The sequence below is a fragment of the Winslowiella arboricola genome (genome assembly GCF_025527015.1).
Classification (GTDB): Bacteria; Pseudomonadota; Gammaproteobacteria; order Enterobacterales; family Enterobacteriaceae; genus Erwinia; species Erwinia arboricola.
The window spans coordinates 178,578-198,748 of sequence record NZ_JAODIM010000037.1 but is presented as its reverse complement, the minus strand read 5'-3'; the positions used below and the strand labels follow the sequence as shown (position 1 = coordinate 198,748).

Genomic DNA, 20,171 nt, shown 5'->3' with positions numbered 1-20,171 from the left:
GAAAGAGCATGATGCTGACCGATTGTTACCTGATTTTTATCCGGGCGAACTCCGCCCCGTGCGCTAAGGAAGATATGATGATTCTCGATAATTTTTCACTGCAGGGTAAAGTTGCCATCGTTACCGGTTGCGACACAGGTTTAGGACAGGGTATGGCGGTGGGCCTGGCGCAAGCTGGCTGTGACATCGTTGGCATTAATGTGGTGGAGCCGGAAGATACCGCCGCGCAAGTGGCCGCGCTGGGTCGCCGTTTTTTAAGTCTGAAAGCCGATCTGAGTAAACTGGAAGTGGTGCCTGCGCTGCTGGAACAGGCGCTGGCGGAGTTTGGTCATATCGATATTCTGGTGAATAACGCCGGAATTATCCGTCGTCAGGACGCGCTGGAATTTAGCGAAAAAGACTGGGATGACGTGATGAACCTGAATATTAAAACTGTGTTCTTTATGTCGCAGGCAGTGGCCCGTCAGTTTATCAGTCAGGGGCAGGGCGGCAAGATTATCAATATCGCCTCAATGCTGTCGTTCCAGGGCGGTATCCGCGTGCCTTCCTATACTGCGTCGAAAAGCGCCGTCATGGGCGTCACCCGCCTGTTAGCCAACGAATGGGCGCAGTACGGTATTAATGTTAATGCCATTGCGCCGGGCTATATGGCGACCAACAATACTCAGCAGCTGCGTGCCGATCAGGCGCGTAATGATGCGATTGTTGAGCGTATTCCTGCCGGACGCTGGGGTTTACCGCAGGATCTGATGGGACCGGCGGTGTTTCTTGCCTCCCCTGCATCGGATTATATCAATGGCTACACTCTCGCTGTTGATGGCGGCTGGCTGGCGCGTTGATCTGGCTGGGCGGCGTGAGCGCCGCCCGTGCTGCTGATTGTCATAACGTCATAAATAACGCGATGTTCCCCCCGTGATTATCACTGCTGTGAACAACAGATTCAGGACTTAACGGTAACCGTATCCGCTGGCGTCACCGTATGTGTATCGCGGCCCGGTACCGCAGCCGCACGCGCCTGAGCATCCACCGGTTCATCATATTTACGCTTCAGATGATTTTGCACCTGTTGCAGCAGTGCGCCATCCAGTGCGTAATGGCGCAGATAGACCCAGAGCGTCAGGCCAAAGAACAGCATCGGAACCACAATCATAATTCCCTGCATCCCCATTATAGTGCTGGCACTTTGCGGCACGCCCGCCTGATAACCGACGGCGCCGAGCAGTACGCCAATCACCAGACCAGCGAAAGCGGAACCGGCTTTAACCACCATGGTTTGAACCGCAAAGGCAATGCTCTCAATGCGCATTCCCAGCGCGTAATCGCCGTAATCGACGGTATCGGCCACCATAATTACCAGCAATACCCAGAAGAAAGCCCCACCGCAGTTGGCCATAATCCCGGACAGGGCTATCAACGTGGCGCTTTGCGGCGCATACAGCCCGACAATCAGCAGCAACAGGCAGCTTAATACCGGTAAAACAGACGCGCTAATCCACAGAATGCGCCGTGAAAAACGTTTTGCCAGCAAGGGGAACAGCGCGATAGTCGCCAGATTGGCAATTCCGGCATACATCATATACCACGGGAACAGCTCCTCGCGGCCCACCACATATTTGAAGTAGTAGATGGCAAAGGACTGAATCACGTTATGGGCCATATTCCACGACAACGCCATGACCAGCAGGGCAAATAACGGCTTATTACGCACGATCATCATCAGCACGCTTTTCAGCCCGTGCTGCACCTGCTCGCCGCCATTATGCGAAGAAGAGTACTTCTCCTGCACATTGACCAGCGTGACGATGGTGGACAGTACAAAGAAGAACACCAGGATAAAGGTGAAGCGCATAAAACCGTCGCCCTGGCTGCCCTGGCCGAGCAGGTTAATCAGTGGCAAGCCAATGACTCCGGTAAGATAACCGGCGCTGCTGGCAAAGAAACGTGGCCACGGGATCAACGCTTCACGCTCGCGTTTATCGACGGTGATGCAGGGCACCAGCGACCAGAAAGGCACATCCATAATGGTGTAAGTAAAACCCCAGAGAATGTAAGTGACCCAGATATAAGCAATCAGTGCGCCGCCGGTGAAATTATGCGCGCAGAAAACACTGATCAGCACCACGGAATTTACCAGCGTGCCAATCAGAATCCAGGGTTTAAATTTTCCCCAGCGTGTGCGGGTGCGTTCGACAATCCAGCCCATCACCGGATCGAGCAGCGCATCGAGGATACGCGCTACCAGAAACAGCGACGCCACCATACTGACGGAAACGCCCACCACATCGGTGTAGTAATACATTAAGTACATATAAATTATGCCGATGGCGAAGTCTTTACCAAAGGCGCCGAATCCATAGCTGATTTTAGTTTTTAGTGAAACGCTCATGGTTATTTCCGCATCTCCCCGGAGCCGACGCTGACAGCCATAAAAACAGCGTCGGCCTCCTTTCAATGCGGCTTAAAGGTAGGGTGAGCCAGGGATTAGCGGTAAGCCGGCAACCAGTTGCCGTGTGCTTCGATTAACGCATCGCACAGGCGAATGGTGTCATCAATCGACAGCTCCGCCGAGGTGTGCGGATCAAGCAGGGCGGCATGATAGATATGCTCTTTTTTCAGCGTGACGGCGGCTTCAATGGTCAGCAACTGGGTATTGATATTGGTGCGGTTGAGCGCCGCCAGCTGGGGCGGGAGATCGCCGACGATCGTTGGGGTAATACCCTGAGCATCGACCAGGCAAGGCACTTCAACACAGGCTTCTGACGGCAGATTAGTGATCAGGCCGCGGTTAAGCACATTGCCGCCAATTTTGTATGGCTGGTCGGTTTCCATCGCCTCAATGATATATGAAGCGTATTCATGGCTGCGGCAGTGGCTCAGCGCTTCGTCACGCGTGAGTTGTTCACGCTGCATCTGCCAGTTATTGATCTGCTCAATACAGCGGCGCGGATACTCATCCAGTGGAATATTAAAACGTTCGATAAGTTGCGGATAATTGCGCTTGATCCAGTACGGCATATATTCGGCGTTATGCTCGGAGGATTCGGTAACGTAGTAGCCAAATACGCGCATAATTTCATGGCGCACCATATCGTCATGCTTGTGTGCCAGCGCGGCGGCGCGGCGTTTAACTTCCGGATAAATATCCTCGCCATGGCGCTTAATATCCAGTAACCACGCCATATGGTTGATACCGGCAATCTGCCAGGTGACGCCGTCGGTTGGCATATCCACCGCTTTCAGCAGGGTTTCGGCGCAAACCTGCACGCTGTGGCACAGCCCGACGGTTTTAATCCCGGTATGCCGCAACATCGCGCCGGTCAGGGCGGCCATGGGATTGGTATAGTTAAGGAACCAGGCATCCGGGCACTCCTGCTCCATTTCGCGGGCGATATCAAACAGCACCGGCAGGGTACGCAGTGCGCGAAACAGGCCGCCAATCCCCAGCGTATCGGCAATCGTCTGGCGCAGGCCAAACTGTTTCGGGATCTCAAAGTCAGTCACCGTGCAAGGTTGATAGCCGCCGACCTGAATGGCGTTAATCACATACTTCGCCCCGTTTAACGCCGCACGACGTTGTTCGACGCCCACATATTTTTCAATGCTGGCGCGCCCCTGGTTAATATTCTGATTAATATTATTCAGCATATTCCAGGAGTCCTGCAGGCGACTTTCATCAATATCGTAAAGTGCAATCTGCACCTCACTTAATGATGCGGTTGCCATAATGTCGCCGAGTACATTTTTTGCAAATACGGTGCTGCCCGCACCAATAAAGGTGATTTTCATTGTTTTTTCCTGTGCCAGTGAATATTGCGTTGACCTGACTCTAGGCAGCGACGGAAATAATGTATATGTCGTTTTGTGACATCAATATGGCGAAAAATGAAAGCGCAACAAATCTGTGAGGCAGGTCGCAATTAGCCGTCTGTCAACCTGTTGGCGCTTGCCACATCAGCCAGTTCACACTAAAAACAAGCTAATCTATGTGATTATGTGATGTTGTCAGCGCAACACTGAGGCGAAAGCAGTGGTACAAAAAGATCTTAAACCGGAAGAGATATCGCATTTCGGCCTTAATATTTTTCAGTTCGGCCATGAAGTGTGTGAATCCGGGCATAGTTTTGGTCCGGCAGTGCGCCAGCACTATTTACTGCATTATGTGATTAAGGGGACAGGGCGTTTTTATACCGAGCGTGGCAGCTATCAAATAAATCCCGGGGAGGCATTTCTGATTTATCCGCATGAAATTACCACCTACAGCGCGGATAAACGCCAGCCGTGGGAATATATGTGGATTGAATTTGACGGTTTAATTGTGGCGCGCACTTTTGAAGCCTGTGGATTGAATCGTGATAATCCGGTGTATGCCGCCGCCGCTGGCAGTGAGCAGCGCGAAGCGTTTCACTATTTGCAGCAAATTCTGGCGCAGGAAACCGCGCAGTCGCTGCGCATTGCCGGGCTGACCTGCCTGTTTCTTGATGCATTACAGGCGAACACCGTCTGTACTGTCGCCCACCGGCCTGAAGCAGACGATCCTCTGGAGAAGGCGATTCACTGGATGGAGCGCAATTATCACGAGAATATCACTGTCAGCGATATTGCCGCCTGGTGCCGGGTAGACCGCAGCTATCTGAGCCGCCTGTTCAAAGCGCGCTTTGGCTATGGCCCGAAACATTATCTGATTTTACTGCGGATGAATGTCGCCACCTCGCTGCTGGTTGATGCGCGTTTGCCGATTAAGGTGATTGCCTTCTCGGTGGGCTATCGCGATCAGATGCAGTTTTCGCGGGTGTTTCGCCAGATCTGGCAGATGTCGCCGGGGGAGTGGCGCAGGCAGCAGCGGGAAAATGAAGCAGTAAGCGATGCCAGCTATCCCGCAGGATAACCGGCACGCTGATTTTACGGTGTTGCCCCCTCCGCCATCTGCGCGGGCAGTTTCAGCAAGCTGCGCTTCTCCGCCACCTGTCCGGCAGTGACCGCCGGTGCGGCATTGCCCCATGAGTTGCGGATATAAGTCGCTACCGCCGCTGCCTGCTCATCGGATAATTTCCACGCAAAACCTGGCATCGCGCCACTGGTTGGGTTGCCTTTGGTTACCGCGCCTCTGCCGCCTTGCAGCACAGTGGTGATAATTGATGAGGCGTCGGGTCCCATAATCGCCGGATTATCCGCCAGACTGGCGGCAAGGTTGGGAATGCCTTTGCCATCGCTGTTATGGCAGGCGGTGCAGTTAATTGAATAGACATTTTCGCCCATTTTCATCTGTGCACTGCTCGCTGCGCTTAACGGCGTCGGTTTCTGCCGATCGGAACCCGGCTGTGATTGCAGATAGCGGGCAATCGCATGCAGATCCTGATCGGTCAGGTGCTGCGTCGAGTTGCTGACCGCTTCCGCCATCGGACCGGAAGCCACCGCCACATGGTTGCTGCCCAGCTTCAGATACTCCACCACTTGATCTTCTGACCAGCTGCCAATCCCGGTGTAGCGATTGCGGGTAATTTCCGGCGCATACCACTCACCGAGATTACTGCCCTGCAGATAAGCGCTGGTATCGCCGCCGATAATATTTTTCGCGGTATGACAGGCGGCGCAGTGCTCAAGCCCCTCAACCAGGTACGCGCCGCGATTCCACTCGGCTGATTGGGATGCATCGGCAGTAAAGCCTTTATTATCAAAGAACAGCAGATTCCAGCCCATCATCGCCAGGCGGATATTATACGGGAATGGCAGGCTGGTTTCCGGCACCGCCGAACGCACCGGTTTTACCGAACGCATATACATCCACAGATCGTGCATATCCTGGTCGCTGACCTTGATATAGGCGTTATACGGCATTGCCGGATAGAGATTTTCACCGTCTTTACCTTTGCCGTGACGCACGGCGCGATAGAAGTCGCGCTCTGTCCAGTTACCAATCCCGGTTTCGCCATCCGGGGTGATATTGCTGGCGTAAATGCCGCCAAACGGCGTGCTGATCGCGTAGCCGCCGGCGAAGGCGTTTTTGCTTTCCGGTGCGGTATGGCAGGCGACGCAGTCTCCGGCAACCGCAATATAGTGACCGCGTTTTACCGCATCGGCATCGGCGGCGGTCAGCGGCTGGCTCATCAGAATATGGTTATCGGCGACATTATCCGCCGCAGTATTGCCGTTCTGATACAGCAGCACGCCCGCCACCAGGGCGGCGATGATCGCGACACCACCGGCTATGTAGATTTTATTCATTTCACACCTTCACCAGTGGACCAGGGTTTTTCACGTACTGCTCAATAATCGCTTTCGCTGTCCAGAGACTTAGCGCGCCAATGGTGCCCGTCGGGTTATATCCGGCATTATTGGGGAACGACGAGGCGCCAAGGACAAACAGGTTGTGCATGTCCCAGCTCTGCTGATAGCGATTAACCACACTGGTGGCCGGATCGACGCCCATTACCGCACCGCCAATGGTGTGGTCGCTGGCAAAGTTATACGGCGAATATTTACCGGCGGCGGAGTTGGTGCCGATAACGATTTTCGCCCCCATCGCTTTGCCGATTTCGACGCTTTTCTCTTCGATAAATTTCGCGGAGCGGCGGTCGTTCTCGTTATAGTCAAAGGTGACGCGCAGCAGCGCATTACCGTTGTCATCTTTGTACTCAGGATCAAGATCGAGATAATAATCTTCGTGTGAAAAGCTGGTGCCCTGACCAAAGATAAAGGTGCCGTTCTGGAAGGCGTGGGTATAGGCTTTTTTCCACGCTTTGCCCCAGCGTGGCGTACCCGGCGGCAGCGCATCGGCGTTGCCAATCGGCCGCGCGCCGCGCGCCACCACCAGGATGCCGGCGCCGCCAATAAAGTCGAGCTCGCTGTGGTCGAAGTTATCGCCGTTAAAGTCATCAACCTGCTGCGAGAGGGCGCCAGCGCCAATAAACTGATTCAGATTTTCATCTTCGAAGAACAGGCTGGCGCCAGACACCGTCTGAAAACTGTAGGCGCGCCCGACAACGCCGGTTTTGCTGACCGGATCATAGGGCTGGCCGATTTTCGACAGCAGCAGCAGACGCACGTTTTGCATCTGGAACGCTGATAAAATCACCATATCCGCAGGCTGTTCCCACTGCTGCTGATTACGGTCGATATAGGTCACGCCGGTGGCGGTTTTGCCATCTGCCGCTTTGTTCACTCTGACCACCGCGGAATCGGTGAGCACAGTAAAGTTCTCGCGCTGCATCAGCGCCGGGATCACGCAGGCATTCGGGCTGGATTTGGAGAAGTTGCCGCAACCGTAATACAGGCAGTAGCCACAGTAGGTGCATGGCCCCATACGCACGCCCAGCGGATTTACATAAGCGCGTGACGCCTGGCCGGCAGGCACCATAAACGGTTTCTGACCAAGGGATTTCGCGGCATCGCGGAACAGATCGGTCAGGCGCATACCCTCCAGCGGCGGGAGCGGATATTCGCTGCTGCGATTGCCTTCGTACGGGTTGCCATCGGGAATGATTTCGCCATTTAACTTGCCGGCTTTACCGGAAACACCGGCAATTTTCTCAAAGCGGTCGTAAAAAGGCTCCAGTTCATCATAAGTGACGCCCCAGTCCTGCAGGATCAATCCTTTGGCGATCTTCTGTTTGCCGTAGCGTTCAACGGTCTGGGTGTAGGGCTGCAAATCAAACGGGGTAAAGCGCCATGCCATACCGGCCCAGTGCGTACCAGAACCGCCGACGTTATAACCCAGCTCATTCAGGTTCCAGTCGCGGGACGGCAGCGCGGTTTCCTGAATTGAATTGCGGAAGGTGGTGGTTTCGACCGCCGGGGGCAGCAGCATACTGCGGCGCGTATCCCAGCGCAGTTCATCGGTATCAATCGAGGGGGGGAAATCAGTTGCGGTTTCAAACCACGGGCCGCGCTCAATGGCAACGACATTTAAACCTGCGCGTGTCAGCTCTTCGGCGATCAAAGAGCCACACCACCCCAGGCCGACAGTGACGACATCAGCTTTTGGACGGACATTTTTCATTATTAAAACTCGTTATCGCTCAATTACTTAAAGTGCCAGCTCAGAGAGTGTTATCAATCATGCTGGTAGGAATGATATGTAGCTTCTGCCCTTTTTTGCTGAGCAGATCGCGGAAGTCATAGCGCGCACCGGGGAAGCCGATCATTTTCCAGCTGGCCATGCCTTTATTGCCTCCGTACAGCGGGTCGGAGAGAAAGCCTTCACGTACGTTTTGCAGCAGCAGCTCGAAGAACACTTTGGTTTCAACGTCAGCACCGAGATCGAGCTGGCTGGCTTCCATCGCATGCAGTAGCCTGTCCTGTTGCTCGCCATCGAGCTGGACAAAATCCTTGCCGAACTGTTGCTGAGTGGCGACATCCAGTGCCGCCAGGCCGAGGCGATAACGCTGGGCGGGCGTCAGCGGCGATTGCATCCCCTGTTCCGGCGTGCCTTTAACAAAACGTCCGAGACGGTAGATCGCCACGGCATTGCCATAATCGCCGGCTAACTGACGGTCAATAAAGGTGGCGCAGCCCGCCTGCTTGCCGCTGATGCTTAACTCATCGGCGGGGATAAAGCGCTCGGCAATTGCGCCGACCGTGGCGAACTCATGGGCGGTGAGATATTGTCGTCCGCCGGTTTTTGGCGGCGCGGGCGGGGTGACGATTTTTCCCGGCTCAAACGGTTGTCCACCGCTGACTTCCGCTGCTTTCGCTACCGGCAACGATGACGCCAGTCCGATAGCCGCGAACGAGGTGAGGAATTGTCTTCGTTTCATCAAATTTCCCTGTATTTAAATAAAGTGCTTCTGCGCTGAAACAGCGCTGCCATAAAAAGGGTGCAGTTATCTCAGGCTGAATTAATCAGCCCGTTATCTCGGTTCGGCAAATTGATGCAAAAATGAATGCAGGTCAGGCTTGTTTGTTACGCCCTGAAACCCGAGGTGAGAGTGTTTATTTACATCTAATTAAAATAATTAATAAAAAAATAACATTCGCGCTATGATAAATACTCCCACGAAAAAAGGGTACTTTTACGTTGATGGTTTTCCATCATCTGACCTGTGGCTATTTTTTAACTGGTGGATTTATTTAATTGCCGTTATTAACGACCTGGTAATCAGAGGGCAGGCGGTGGTTTTTTGCAACAATTGCCGCCTTGCGGGAATCCCTCCGCTCCGCATAATGCAGCGCTGTACGACCTTTTCAACAGATTTAGCACTGTGGAGCAACCATGAAAAAGCTCACCCTTGAGATGCTGGCGCAAATGGCGGGCGTCGGTGTGGCAACGGTAGACCGGGTACTTAATGAGCGCGGCGGCGTTTCGCCTGAGACGGCGCGTAAAGTGCTGCAGGCGGTGCGCGAGCTGGGTCTGAAACGGATCCTGCCTGATGAGTATAAGCATCCCTGGCATATTGAAGTGATCCTCAGCGCCAATGGCTCCTTCTTTTTTACCCGCCTGGCGCAGGATTTCAGTGAGGCAGGCAGCATATTAGGTTATCAGCGAGTCAGGCTGAGCCGCACGCTGATTTCTGAGGATGATCCGCATAAACTGGCGCGCCATATCGAGAAATGCAGCGAAAAGCGTGACGCAATTATTGTCTTTGCCCACGACCATCCTGCGGTGTATGCCGCGCTGGCGTTGTGTCACAGCAGAGGGGTACCGGTGATCACCATCGTGACCGATCTGCCCGGTGCCAGTCGCTTATGCCATGTCGGGATTAATCAGTTGCAGGCGGGTCGTACCGCCGGCCTGTTAATGGGCAGAACCCTGCAACAGCCCGGAGAGGTTATTATGGTCAGCGGCAATATTGATTATACCGCTCACCGTCAGCGTATTGCGGGTTTTCGCCAGGTTATTCAGCAGCGTTTCCCCGCTGTTATTTTACGCGAAGTATTAGTGGGGCAGGACCAGCGAGAAAAAATTCAGCAGCTATTAAATACATATCTGCAGAACAGCGATAATGTGGTGGGAATATATAATACCGGCTCCGGGAATAGCGGAATTAGCGAAATACTCGCGCACCATCATTTATTGGGTCAATGCATTTATATTACCCATGAACTTTATACTGTAACCCGGCGTTTATTAACCGAGGACGCGGTCAGTTTTGTGCTCGATCAGCATGCCCGCCAGCATGCTCAGCTGGCGCTGGATATTGTGCTGCGTAAACTGGAAAAAGATGAAGTGCCGGATGTCTATCTGAGCGGGAAAGTCGATTTCAGATTAATTACCGCTGAAAACCATCTGTAAGCATGGCGCGTCAGGCCCGCCGTGCCGGGCGCTGCCGCGTTTACTGCGGCAAAACCCTGTCTGGCAGACAACGTAATGAAAATAAATCAGACAGAATTCTGACGGCGTGCTAGAGTTAAATCTCAATTAATAAAACAAAGGTTTTTATCATTACTATTAAATTTAAATGTCCGTGCTGTCACGGTCAGCAGTACCGCCTCTCCCTGTTCGATGTCACTTCTAAGAATCCTCATGGCGCAGTGTGTATCTTCTGCAAATCTGGTATGACAGCCAGCTCTCAGGCCGCTAATAATAAGGTTTTGCCCGCTCACAGCCACGCTTAATCTTCCTGCCGCCCGATTGATGAATCCCGTTCATAACGTCTAGCTCAGAATCCCCCATAGTTTTTTTGCTCTGGCTTCCTAAAGTATTGGCAGCCGGGAGATAAGTTATCTCCTTTGGCAGCAATAACGTCGGAGGACAATATGCAACAACGTAAACTGGGTAACGATGGTCTGAAAGTTTCCGCTCTGGGGCTCGGTTGTATGGGATTAAGCTTCGGCTATGGTCCGGCAACCGACAAACAACAGGCGATCACGTTAATCCGCACCGCCTTCGAACGCGGCGTGACCTTTTTCGATACCGCTGAAGTCTATGGCCCCTTCGTCAATGAAGCGCTGCTGGGCGAAGCCTTAGCGCCGTTTCGTGACCAGGTGGTGATTGCCACTAAGTTTGGTTTCGATCTGCCGCAACCTGATAACAGTCAGGTGCTTAACAGTCATCCGCAGCAGATCCGCAAAGCGGTGGAAGGTTCATTAAAACGCCTGAATATTGACGCCATCGATCTGCTTTATCAGCATCGTGTCGATCCCAATGTGCCGATCGAAGAGGTTGCCGGCACCGTTCAGCAGCTGATTGCCGAAGGTAAGGTAAAACACTTCGGATTATCGGAAGCGGGTGCGCAGACCATCCGTCGCGCCCATGCGGTGCAGCCAGTGTCGGCGTTGCAAAGTGAATATTCGTTATGGTGGCGTGAACCCGAGCAGGAAATTATCCCGACGCTTGAAGAGCTGGGCATCGGTTTTGTGCCTTTTAGCCCACTGGGAAAAGGCTTTCTCACCGGCGCGATTAACGAAAACACCGCGTTCGACAGCAGCGATTTCCGCAATAAAGTGCCACGCTTTAGCGCTGAAGCGCGTAAAGCGAATCAGCTGCTGGTGGATGAGCTGGCAAATATTGCACGGCAGAAAGAGGCTACCCCGGCGCAGATTGCGCTCGCCTGGTTGCTGGCGCAAAAACCGTGGATCGCGCCGATTCCCGGCACCACTAAGCTGCACCGGCTGGAAGAGAATATCGGCGCAGCCCGGCTGCACCTGACCACTGACGAGCTGAGCATTATCAACACTATTCTGGCGGGTATCGAGGTGCAGGGCGCACGTTACCCGGCGGAGTTGCAGAGCCGGGTCGGGCGCTGATACAAAACAATAAAAATTAAAGTTGAACAAGGGGACAATTTTTCTGAAATCTTTTTTTCTTACTGTTGGTGGAGATAAAAGCCGTAAAAGTGGATACAATCTAACCGCTTAGATTTTACTCATATGAGGTTTCATTATGAATGATGGAATAAAAATCGTGATGTCTCCGGTTCAGCTTGCCGCAGTTCTCTCTGATAAAACAGTGACAGAGTCAGAGACGACAATGAATCGGTTTATGGGCGGGGCGGGACAAGCCTCACCATGTAATCGTCTGATTTTATCTGATTAATTTTAGCGAGCCCACTAAAAAAGCCCCCAATCTGCCCCCCACTTTGATGTGGTTCAGAATAGAGGCACATATCGCTGCGGATGGCAGTCTGGTCTGTTACAGGTTAGTGGCGTATCCGGTTCAGCTCTTCTTCCGTCAGCCCTGTCATTTTCATGATTTTCCCTGTATCCAGACCCTCAGAGAGCATCTTGCGGGCAATTTCCAATTTTGTTTGCAGACGCTCTTCCTGACGCCCTTCCTGTCTAAGCTTTTCTGCAGCTGTCATCATCAGTTCCTCATATTGACCCGTGCGCTCTGCCAGCGCCCGCATAAATGATTTTGGATCAGCTGTTTCACCCACCTGCAGCATATAGTTCATCGCCGCAATTAACTGATCCCTTGTAGTGTAATCGCCTTTAATCAGCGTTGCCAGCGGCTCCAGCATCAGCAACAGATCGCGCTGGCGGCTGTGCTTATGCAGATACTCCAGCAGCGCCACTCCACGGTGCTGCATAATTTCTTCGTCGGGGATTGTGGTAATGTCCACCAGCGGAAAGTCACCGCTGTAGAGCTGGCCTGCCCGTTCCGGGTCATCAAAGGTCTGCAGCCAGTTCATCGGATAAGGATAGGGGCTGATATTGCCATGGTAAAACAGAATCGGAATCACCAGCGGCAGGCGTTCATGACCGTAATCAAGGTGGCGCTGCATAGCACCAAAAGCGTAACGCATTAACCTGAAGGGCATATTTTTATCGGGTGAACTCTGGTGCTCAATCAGGCAGTAGATATACCCTTCCCCGCTATCAGTCTGCACCGAATACAGCACATCGGCATAGAACGCCCGCAGATTCTTCTCCACAAAGCTACATGGTTCCAGGTGAAGGGTATCCAGATTGCAGTCCTGCAATAGTGCCGGCGGCAGGTGAATTTGCAGGAAATCCCTGGCGGTGTCGGGGTGAGAGAGAAACTGTTTAAATACCGCATCATGCGGCGTGGGGGGGGGTACCCATTCCGTGGCTCCTGTCATCCGGGTTGACATGGGTGAACTCTATCATATAAGCCTGAAGGCCGAAATATGATCAATTGCGTCACCTTTAAACCTCAGCTTGACAGGCTATATTTCACTGGCCAAATTCAGTATGCCACTACAATCGACAGGCATGGTGGAAAGTGAACAGGCTTATTAACAAGCGTTGGTATTAATCCTGCAATCGCGGCATCCAGTCGCAATTGCAGATTATTAACGTTTATTGCCCCGACCCCGACTCCGGATTTCACACGCTATTATTTACTGCTGATACTGCTCGTCGCTGACATGTTCCAGCCAGTCGACCGCTTTGCCATCCAGCGATTCAGCAATGGCAAGGTGGGTCATCGCACTGCTGGCAGCGGCACCGTGCCAGTGTTTTACGCCCGGACGGATCCAGACGATATCGCCTGTAGTGATCACCTGTGCCGCTTTGCCCCACTCCTGCACCAGACCTTCACCTTCCAGTACAATCAGCGTTTGCCCAAGCGGATGGGTATGCCACGCGGTACGCGCGCCGGGCTGGAATGAGACGGTCGCGCCGCCGACACGTGCTGGCTCGGTCGCCTGAAAAGGTGCGTTAATTTTCACCGCGCCGGTAAACCAGCTTTCCGGGCCGTCGACGGCCGGTTTGGCGCCACTTTTGGTAATATCAATCATATTCGTTCCTCGTTGGTAAGCAGCAGAGATAAATCCTGAGGGGTAATCATAGTGGATATTGCCGCCGTGACTATCGACGATAACAGACAGACCTTATGAGCCAAATTCATAACCCATCACAGAAAATATAACGGATTTATATTGAACAATAATCATTATCATATTTTTGTGTGGTATTTGCGCAATAAAATTAAATAATAATCATTATCAAATATAATTGTTTTTATAAGTTCATTTTAATGACAGTCACTTAAGGGAATTATATCTGGTGGACGCTAAGGTAAATCGCGCCTTATTTAGCATAACATTACTGTTTTGAGGGCTTTCTTATTGCTTACAACAGGTTATTGCCACGAAGAAAATTATCAGTTATTGAACGAAATTAAACTAAACACATAATAACTATCTTTTTTACACTTTGAAATATGTGTGTCTATATGATTATCAGAATCCAGGCCGATAACTAATTATTAACTTCCTTGTTACCTTTAAGCATGTGAGAGTCGTAATGCTATGCTCCTTCAAAAAGAAACTACCCGTCGTAAGTTTTTAATCGGGTCGCTGATGGCTTTGCCGGTCAGCGACATGATCTTTAAAGGTCTGACTGCCGCCCAGGCTGCAGAAATGGCCGCACCAGAACTGCTCGACTATAAACCCATCTTTTTTAGCCCTGAACAGTGGCAGTTTGTGATGGCCGCCTGTGATCGCTTGATCCCCGCAGGCGGTAAAGGCAACGCGCCAGGTGCGCTGGAAACCAATGTGCCGATCTTTATCGATCAGCAGTTGCATACCGAAATGGGCGATGAAATCTATATGCAGGGGCCGTTCGAGCCACATGCAGATGCGACTATGGGGTATCAGATCCCATATCGTCCACAACAGATTTTCAAAACTGGAATCGATCTCACTGATCGCTGGTGCCAGCAGAAATACCAGAAACCTTTCAGTCAGTTGTCCGCACAGGACAAAGATACAGTGCTGACGCAGTTACAGAAAAACGGCGTCGATTTCGCCAGCATGGGAACTGACGATCTGAAGGCCTCTCAGTTCTTCAGTGAACTGCTGTCCGAAACCAAACATGGTTATCTCTCCGACCCAATGTACGGCGGCAATAAAGGCATGAAAGCATGGATTGCCATTGGCTTCCCGGGCGCACGTGCCAGCTATCTGGAATGGGTAAAGCAGCACAACATTCCATATCCATTAGGGCCGGTCAGTGTCAAAGGCGAACGCGCCTGAACGGTTTGAGCACTATTTCGTTTTTGAAAATTGACAGGGTTTAAAATGGCACAGGTGAATAAAGAAGAAGTCGACGTCGTCGTAGTCGGCCTGGGTTGGGCTGGCTCGCTGATGAGTATCGAGCTGGCAATGGCGGGATTAAAAGTTCGTGCGCTGGAGCGTGGACCGGATCGTGGTTACGACGCGTTTGCGTACCCGAAACCGGCGGATGAATATGCTTATGCCGTGCGTAATAAAGTGATGGCGACACCGGCGGAAGCCGCGGTAACCGTGCGTCATAATATGAGTCAGACCGCGTTACCGACGCGCAAATGGGGCGCTTTCTGTCCAGGTAATGGGGTCGGCGGATCCGGTCTGCACTGGACGGCAGTATTGATCCGTCCAACACCTATCGATCTGAAACTGAAAACGTATGCTGAGCAGGCTTATAAGCCGGGCATTCTGCAGGAAGAGATGGAAATCGGCGATTTCCCGTTTACCTGGGAAGAGATCGAACCTTATTACGAAAAGTTTGAGATGATCTGCGGTCAGTCCGGTAACACTGGCAACCTGCGCGGTCAGATTCTTGAAGGCGGCGACCCGTTTGAAGGGCCTCGCGCCAATCCAATGCCGCTGCCGGCGCTGGATGACACACTGAATAACACCATGTTTGTCAAAGCAGCGAAGAAGCTCGGCTACCATCCGTTCCCGAACCCATCCGCCTGTGTGTCGCGCGCCTGGACTAATCCGTATGGTAACCAGATTGCGCCATGTAACTATTGCGGTTACTGCAGTAAATATCCCTGCCTGAACTACTCAAAGGCTTCGCCGCAAACCGCGGTGATGGATGCGCTGAAGCGTATGGATAACTTCTCCTATGAAGTTAACGCCAACGTGATGAAAGTGGTGCTGCACGACGATAAGAAAACCGCCAAAGGGGTGGTGTATATCGATGAACAGGGCAATGAGTGCTTCCAGCCAGCGAAGATCGTGGTGCTGAGCAGCTTCCAGTTTGCCAACGTGCGTCTGATGCTGCTGTCCGGTATCGGTAAGCCGTATAACCCGATCACCAATGAAGGGGTGGTGGGACGTAACTACGCCTTCCTGAGTAACGGCGGTTCGACGCTGTTCTTTAAAGATAAGAACTTCAATCCGTTCGCCACCGCAGGCGCGACTGGCCAGATGTTTAATGATATCTCGCCAGGCAACTTTGATGGTCCGTCACTGGGCTTTATTGGCGGTGCGAAAATCCACAGCTCACAGGCTACCGGTACGCCAATCAGCACCGCATTACCGAAAGGCACCCCGGGCTGGGGCGGCGGCTGGAAAGAGGGTCTTGAAGAGTGGTACGGCCATTCAATGAAGATCAGCATTACCACCACCTGTATGTCTTACCGCGATATCTACCTCGATCTCGATCCTAATTATAAGGATGAGTACGGTTATCCGCTGCTGCGTATGACCTTCGACTGGAAAGCGAATGAACTGAAACTGCAACAGCATCTGCGTGGCATCGTCGGCGATATCACCAAAGAGCTGAACCCTGACAGTTACAGCGAAAGCTTCCTCGGTATGGATGCGCATTTCGATCTGACCAAATACGTCTCTACCCATAATGTGGGCGGTGCGGTTATGGGGGAGTCGCCGGATACTTCCGCACTGAACCGTTATCTGCAGAGCTGGGACGTGCATAACGTGTTTGTGCCGGGCGGTAATGCGTTCCCGCAAAACTTCCAGGCTAACCCGACCGATACTATCGGGGCGATCACCTTAATGGCGGCGCAGGCGATTAAAGATCAGTATCTGAAAAATCCTGGTCCATTGGTTCAGGCATAAGTGAGATGAAAATGATGAATGCTAAACGTTTTTTTATCGCAAATGCACTGGTGGCGGCACTGGGTTTTGTTGCTAATGCGCAGGCGGATAATGCACAGTTAATCAAGCAGGGCGAATATGTTTCCCGCCTTGGCGACTGTAGCGCCTGCCACTCGATTCCGGGTAAAGCGGAGTTTGCCGGTGGTCTGGCGATTGAGTCGAATCTGGGCACCATTTATTCGACGAATATCACCCCGGATAAACAGCACGGCATCGGTAATTACAGCGAGCAGCAATTTAATGATGCGGTACGTAAAGGTGTGTTGCCGGATGGCACCCGCCTCTATCCGGCGATGCCTTATCCGGACTACGCCAAAATTACCGATGAAGATATGCATGCGCTGTACACATACTTTATGCAGGGTGTGAAACCGAGCGCTGAGCAGCCCGCGGAAACCGATCTGAGTTTCCCGTTTAGCCAGCGCTGGGGCATGCGTTTCTGGAACTGGGCGTTTACCAGCGATAAGCCTTTCCAGCCGATTGGCGGCGCGTCAGCCGAGATTAATCGCGGCGCCTATCTGGTTGAGAGCCTTGGTCACTGCGGTAGCTGCCATACGCCGCGTGGCCTCGGTATGAATGAGAAAGCGCTCGACAGCAGCGACGATCAGTTCCTTGCCGGTGGCAATCTCAACGGCTGGGAAGTGCCTTCACTGCGTGGTTTGCCGCGCTGGAGCGAAAAAGAGATCGTCGATTATCTGGCTACCGGTCGTAATGATAAAGCGGCAGTGGGCGGAGAAATGACCTCGGTGGTTGAGCACAGCAGCTCGTATATGACCGATGCCGATCTGCAGGCTATCGCTTCTTATCTGAAGTTCCTCGGCGGCAATCCGGCGCTGGTCACCGGTGATGCGCAGGCAGCTCAGGCGACGGAAGCGAAACTGACAGCGGCGAAAAATCTGAATCTGGGTGAACGTCTCTATCTGGATAACTGCGGCGCCTGTCACTTTGTTAGCGGCAAAGGCGCGAAGGGGATCTTCCCGGAACTGGATCAGGCGACGATTGTCAATGCGCAGGATCCGGGTGGGTTAATTCATACCATCCTGGCTGGCGCGCAGCAGCCCTCCACCGCGCGTGCGCCGTCAACGCTGGTGATGCCTGGTTTTGCCCGGCGTCTGAATGATGATGAAGTGGCGCAGCTGGCGACCTTTATCCGTCAGGGATGGAGCAACAACGCCCCGGCAGTAACCGCCGATCAGGTCAAAGATGTACGTGAGAAACTGAAGACTCACTGATAGCCCCCAGGCTACCCGCCGTCCGGCGGGTAGCTGATTTTCAGCCCCTGTATGCTAAAAATACCCTAAGCTTTAGCCTGATTGATAATGTTAAGCGGGAAAATAACGGGAGAGAGCATGTCTGAGGTTAAGCTGATCGCAGTGGATATGGATGGTACATTTCTTGACAGTCAAAAACAGTACAACAGGGCGCGTTTCGCCCGGCAATATCAGCAACTGAAAGCGCGTGATATTCGCTTTGTCGTCGCCAGTGGCAATCAGTATTTTCAGTTGAAATCCTTCTTTCCGGATATTGAACGTGAAATCGCATTTGTCGCCGAAAATGGCGCTTATATTGTCGACCAGCAGGAAGATATTTTTGTTGGTGAGTTCAGTAACCAAAATGTCCGCGCTATTCTCGCCACGCTGGCGGAGATCAGTGGCCTGAACTATGTGATTTGCGGCAAAAAAAGCGCTTATATTCCGCGCGGCCAAAGCCCTGACTATTATCAGAAAATGACGCATTACTGCCATCGTCTGAAAAAGATCGACAGTATCGACGAAGTGGACGATACCATTTTCAAATTTGCCCTCAACCTGTCGGACGATTATGTGGTGGATTTTATGCGCAATATTGATATTGCCCATAATGGCGTAACCACGCCGGTCACCAGCGGACACGGTTCGGTCGATCTGATTATCCCCGGTTTACATAAAGCGCACGGGCTGGCGCTGTTACAGAAAAAGTGGGGTATCGAAGATCATCAGGTGGTGGCATTCGGCGACGGCGGTAACGATCTGGAAATGCTGACGCAGGCGGGTTACGGTTTTGCTATGGCCAATGCGCCGCAGAAAGTTAAAGATGCGGCGAAGTATCAAGCCGGCACCAATAATGACGAAGGCGTATCAGATGTGATCCAGCAGATTATCGATCGCCAGCCGCCGTTTAATTAATCGCTGGTATTACCGATTCGCGAATAATCAGCTGGCCGCGAAGGGGGGTAAGCGGTGGGTTTGGCTGACCTTCCAGCAAATTAACCAGCCGATCCAGCGTATCTTTAATCATTTCCGCCACCGGCACATGGACGGTGGTTAATGTCGGGATATAAAAGGACGCCATCGGAATATCATCAAAACTGAGCAGCGATATTTGCTGCGGCACCGCAATACCCGCCTGATAAAACGCCCGCGCGGCGCCGGTTGCCATATCATCATTACTGGCGACTAACGCGCTAAAGCTGACGCCACGCGCCAGCAGGGTTTCAGCAGCGACGCGCCCGCTGTCAGGTGTCCAGTCGCCCTGTACTACCCGCGCAGCTTCCCAGGCAATATGGTTTTCCTGCAACGCCTGCTGATAGCCGGCATAACGGCTCTCACTGGTCGGCGACCCCTGCGAACCGCAGATAAAAGCAATCTCCCGATGCCCTTGCGCAATCAGATAATTGATCGCGCTGACGCTATCCTGTTGATGTTCAGCCCAGACACAGTTATCCGGATGGCGCTCCAGCTTACGGTTAACCACCATAATGGGCTGCTGATGCTGCTCAATGATCTCATCCATTTCCGCCGGTGTCAGAAAGCGCGGATAAATAATAATTGCGTCGCAGCGCAGATCCAGTAAGAACTGAATCGCCTGGCGCTCCTCTTCTGCGCTGTGTTTACCATCGGCAAGGATCAGCTGGCGGCCATGATTTTCCGTCAGGGTAGCCGTCTGAAACAGCAATTCGCTGAAGTAGGGGCCATGGTAAAGGGTATTGGTGACCACCAGACCGATGCTTTGCGACTTGCGCGTCGCAAGGTTGCGCGCCAGCAGATTAGGACGATAACCGGTCTCTTCAATCGCTTTAAACACGCGATCTTTGGTGGTCTTGCTGACATAGCTATTTCCGGCCAGTACGCGTGAAACCGTAGCCTTGGAAACACCGGCCTTGTTGGCCACGTCAAGCATCGTTGTCATACGAAGTTCCTTGAATAGATTCCGGACGGGCGGCGAGAACGCCGCCATTAAAATCGTCGCAAATCATCGACACGGGCGGCGAGAACGCCGCCCCTACAATGTTTCAGAAATCCGGTTGTAGGGGCGGCGTTTTCGTCGCCCGATTAGCCAGAGAGTTTACCGTATTGTTATAGCAAAGGGTAAGCGTAAGCGATGAAATAAATACGCTGTAGCGCTGCTTTTTTGCCGTTAAAAATAAACTATACCGTCGTTATTATTATTTTATTTTGTGAT

17 protein-coding genes and 1 pseudogene are annotated in these 20,171 nt (G+C 52.5%); 10 read left to right on the top strand and 8 right to left on the bottom strand.

The window, feature by feature from the left end; all coding sequences use genetic code 11:
* Positions 1-77 precede the first annotated feature (77 nt).
* The gene (kduD, locus tag N5923_RS05715; protein ID WP_267143530.1) at positions 78-839 is read left to right on the top strand and encodes a 2-dehydro-3-deoxy-D-gluconate 5-dehydrogenase KduD; all 762 of its coding nucleotides are present in this window, start codon (positions 78-80) and stop codon (positions 837-839) included.
* A gap of 101 nt (positions 840-940) precedes the next feature.
* Here kduD and melB read toward each other — a convergent pair whose 3' ends face one another.
* Both melB and melA read right to left on the bottom strand, forming a co-directional pair.
* A complete protein-coding gene (gene melB / locus N5923_RS05710; RefSeq protein WP_267143378.1) occupies positions 941-2,386 on the bottom strand; it encodes a melibiose:sodium transporter MelB in 1,446 nt (481 codons plus the stop codon).
* Positions 2,387-2,481: 95 nt separating this feature from the next.
* Complete coding sequence (gene melA / locus N5923_RS05705) at positions 2,482-3,786, bottom strand: alpha-glucosidase/alpha-galactosidase (RefSeq protein WP_267143379.1); 1,305 nt, start codon at positions 3,784-3,786, stop codon at positions 2,482-2,484.
* A gap of 241 nt (positions 3,787-4,027) precedes the next feature.
* On the opposite strand from melA, the gene N5923_RS05700 reads away from it, so the two are divergent.
* A complete protein-coding gene (locus tag N5923_RS05700) occupies positions 4,028-4,885 on the top strand; it encodes an AraC family transcriptional regulator (protein WP_267143380.1) in 858 nt (285 codons plus the stop codon).
* Between the two features lie 14 nt (positions 4,886-4,899).
* Here the strand turns inward: N5923_RS05700 and N5923_RS05695 are convergent, their stop codons facing one another.
* Genes N5923_RS05695 through N5923_RS05685 form a run of 3 tightly spaced genes read right to left on the bottom strand, consistent with a single transcriptional unit; the run spans position 4,900 to position 8,753 of the window.
* Positions 4,900-6,222, bottom strand: coding sequence for a c-type cytochrome (locus N5923_RS05695; protein WP_267143381.1), 1,323 nt, complete (start codon positions 6,220-6,222; stop codon positions 4,900-4,902).
* A 1-nt stretch (position 6,223) separates the two neighbouring features.
* Positions 6,224-7,996 (bottom strand): GMC family oxidoreductase, encoded by a 1,773-nt coding sequence (locus tag N5923_RS05690; protein WP_267143382.1) that lies wholly within the window; start codon positions 7,994-7,996, stop codon positions 6,224-6,226.
* A gap of 40 nt (positions 7,997-8,036) precedes the next feature.
* The gene (locus N5923_RS05685) at positions 8,037-8,753 is read right to left on the bottom strand and encodes a gluconate 2-dehydrogenase subunit 3 family protein (RefSeq protein ID WP_267143383.1); all 717 of its coding nucleotides are present in this window, start codon (positions 8,751-8,753) and stop codon (positions 8,037-8,039) included.
* Between the two features lie 455 nt (positions 8,754-9,208).
* On the opposite strand from N5923_RS05685, the gene N5923_RS05680 reads away from it, so the two are divergent.
* The 4 genes and pseudogenes from N5923_RS05680 to N5923_RS24865 form a co-directional block, all read left to right on the top strand.
* Positions 9,209-10,228, top strand: coding sequence for a LacI family DNA-binding transcriptional regulator (locus N5923_RS05680; protein WP_267145223.1), 1,020 nt, complete (start codon positions 9,209-9,211; stop codon positions 10,226-10,228).
* Positions 10,229-10,347: 119 nt separating this feature from the next.
* A complete protein-coding gene (gene ymcF, locus N5923_RS24870; protein WP_456119816.1) occupies positions 10,348-10,551 on the top strand; it encodes a cold shock small protein YmcF in 204 nt (67 codons plus the stop codon).
* Positions 10,552-10,692: 141 nt separating this feature from the next.
* Positions 10,693-11,682: an aldo/keto reductase gene (locus N5923_RS05670; protein WP_267143385.1), complete on the top strand. Its 990-nt coding sequence runs from the start codon at positions 10,693-10,695 to the stop codon at positions 11,680-11,682.
* A gap of 136 nt (positions 11,683-11,818) precedes the next feature.
* Positions 11,819-11,932: pseudogene (locus N5923_RS24865) on the top strand (RNase A-like domain-containing protein); the annotation flags it as partial.
* A 142-nt stretch (positions 11,933-12,074) separates the two neighbouring features.
* On the opposite strand, the gene N5923_RS05665 reads toward N5923_RS24865, so the two are convergent.
* The gene (locus N5923_RS05665; protein WP_267143386.1) at positions 12,075-12,977 is read right to left on the bottom strand and encodes an Rpn family recombination-promoting nuclease/putative transposase; all 903 of its coding nucleotides are present in this window, start codon (positions 12,975-12,977) and stop codon (positions 12,075-12,077) included.
* Between the two features lie 261 nt (positions 12,978-13,238).
* Positions 13,239-13,634, bottom strand: a complete 396-nt coding sequence (locus N5923_RS05660; RefSeq protein WP_267143531.1) for a (R)-mandelonitrile lyase — start codon at positions 13,632-13,634, stop codon at positions 13,239-13,241.
* A gap of 516 nt (positions 13,635-14,150) precedes the next feature.
* On the opposite strand from N5923_RS05660, the gene N5923_RS05655 reads away from it, so the two are divergent.
* From N5923_RS05655 to N5923_RS05640, 4 genes are all read left to right on the top strand, one after another.
* Positions 14,151-14,876: a gluconate 2-dehydrogenase subunit 3 family protein gene (locus tag N5923_RS05655; protein ID WP_267143387.1), complete on the top strand. Its 726-nt coding sequence runs from the start codon at positions 14,151-14,153 to the stop codon at positions 14,874-14,876.
* A 45-nt stretch (positions 14,877-14,921) separates the two neighbouring features.
* Positions 14,922-16,691, top strand: coding sequence for a GMC family oxidoreductase (locus N5923_RS05650; protein WP_267143388.1), 1,770 nt, complete (start codon positions 14,922-14,924; stop codon positions 16,689-16,691).
* 5 nt (positions 16,692-16,696) lie between these two features.
* Entirely contained in the window at positions 16,697-17,962 is a 1,266-nt protein-coding gene (locus N5923_RS05645) for a c-type cytochrome (RefSeq protein ID WP_267143389.1), read from the top strand.
* Positions 17,963-18,079: 117 nt separating this feature from the next.
* Positions 18,080-18,895, top strand: coding sequence for a Cof-type HAD-IIB family hydrolase (locus N5923_RS05640; RefSeq protein WP_267143390.1), 816 nt, complete (start codon positions 18,080-18,082; stop codon positions 18,893-18,895).
* Here the strand turns inward: N5923_RS05640 and N5923_RS05635 are convergent.
* A complete protein-coding gene (locus N5923_RS05635; protein WP_267143391.1) occupies positions 18,888-19,898 on the bottom strand; it encodes a LacI family DNA-binding transcriptional regulator in 1,011 nt (336 codons plus the stop codon). The genes N5923_RS05640 and N5923_RS05635 overlap by 8 nt on opposite strands.
* Positions 19,899-20,171: the final 273 nt, after the last annotated feature.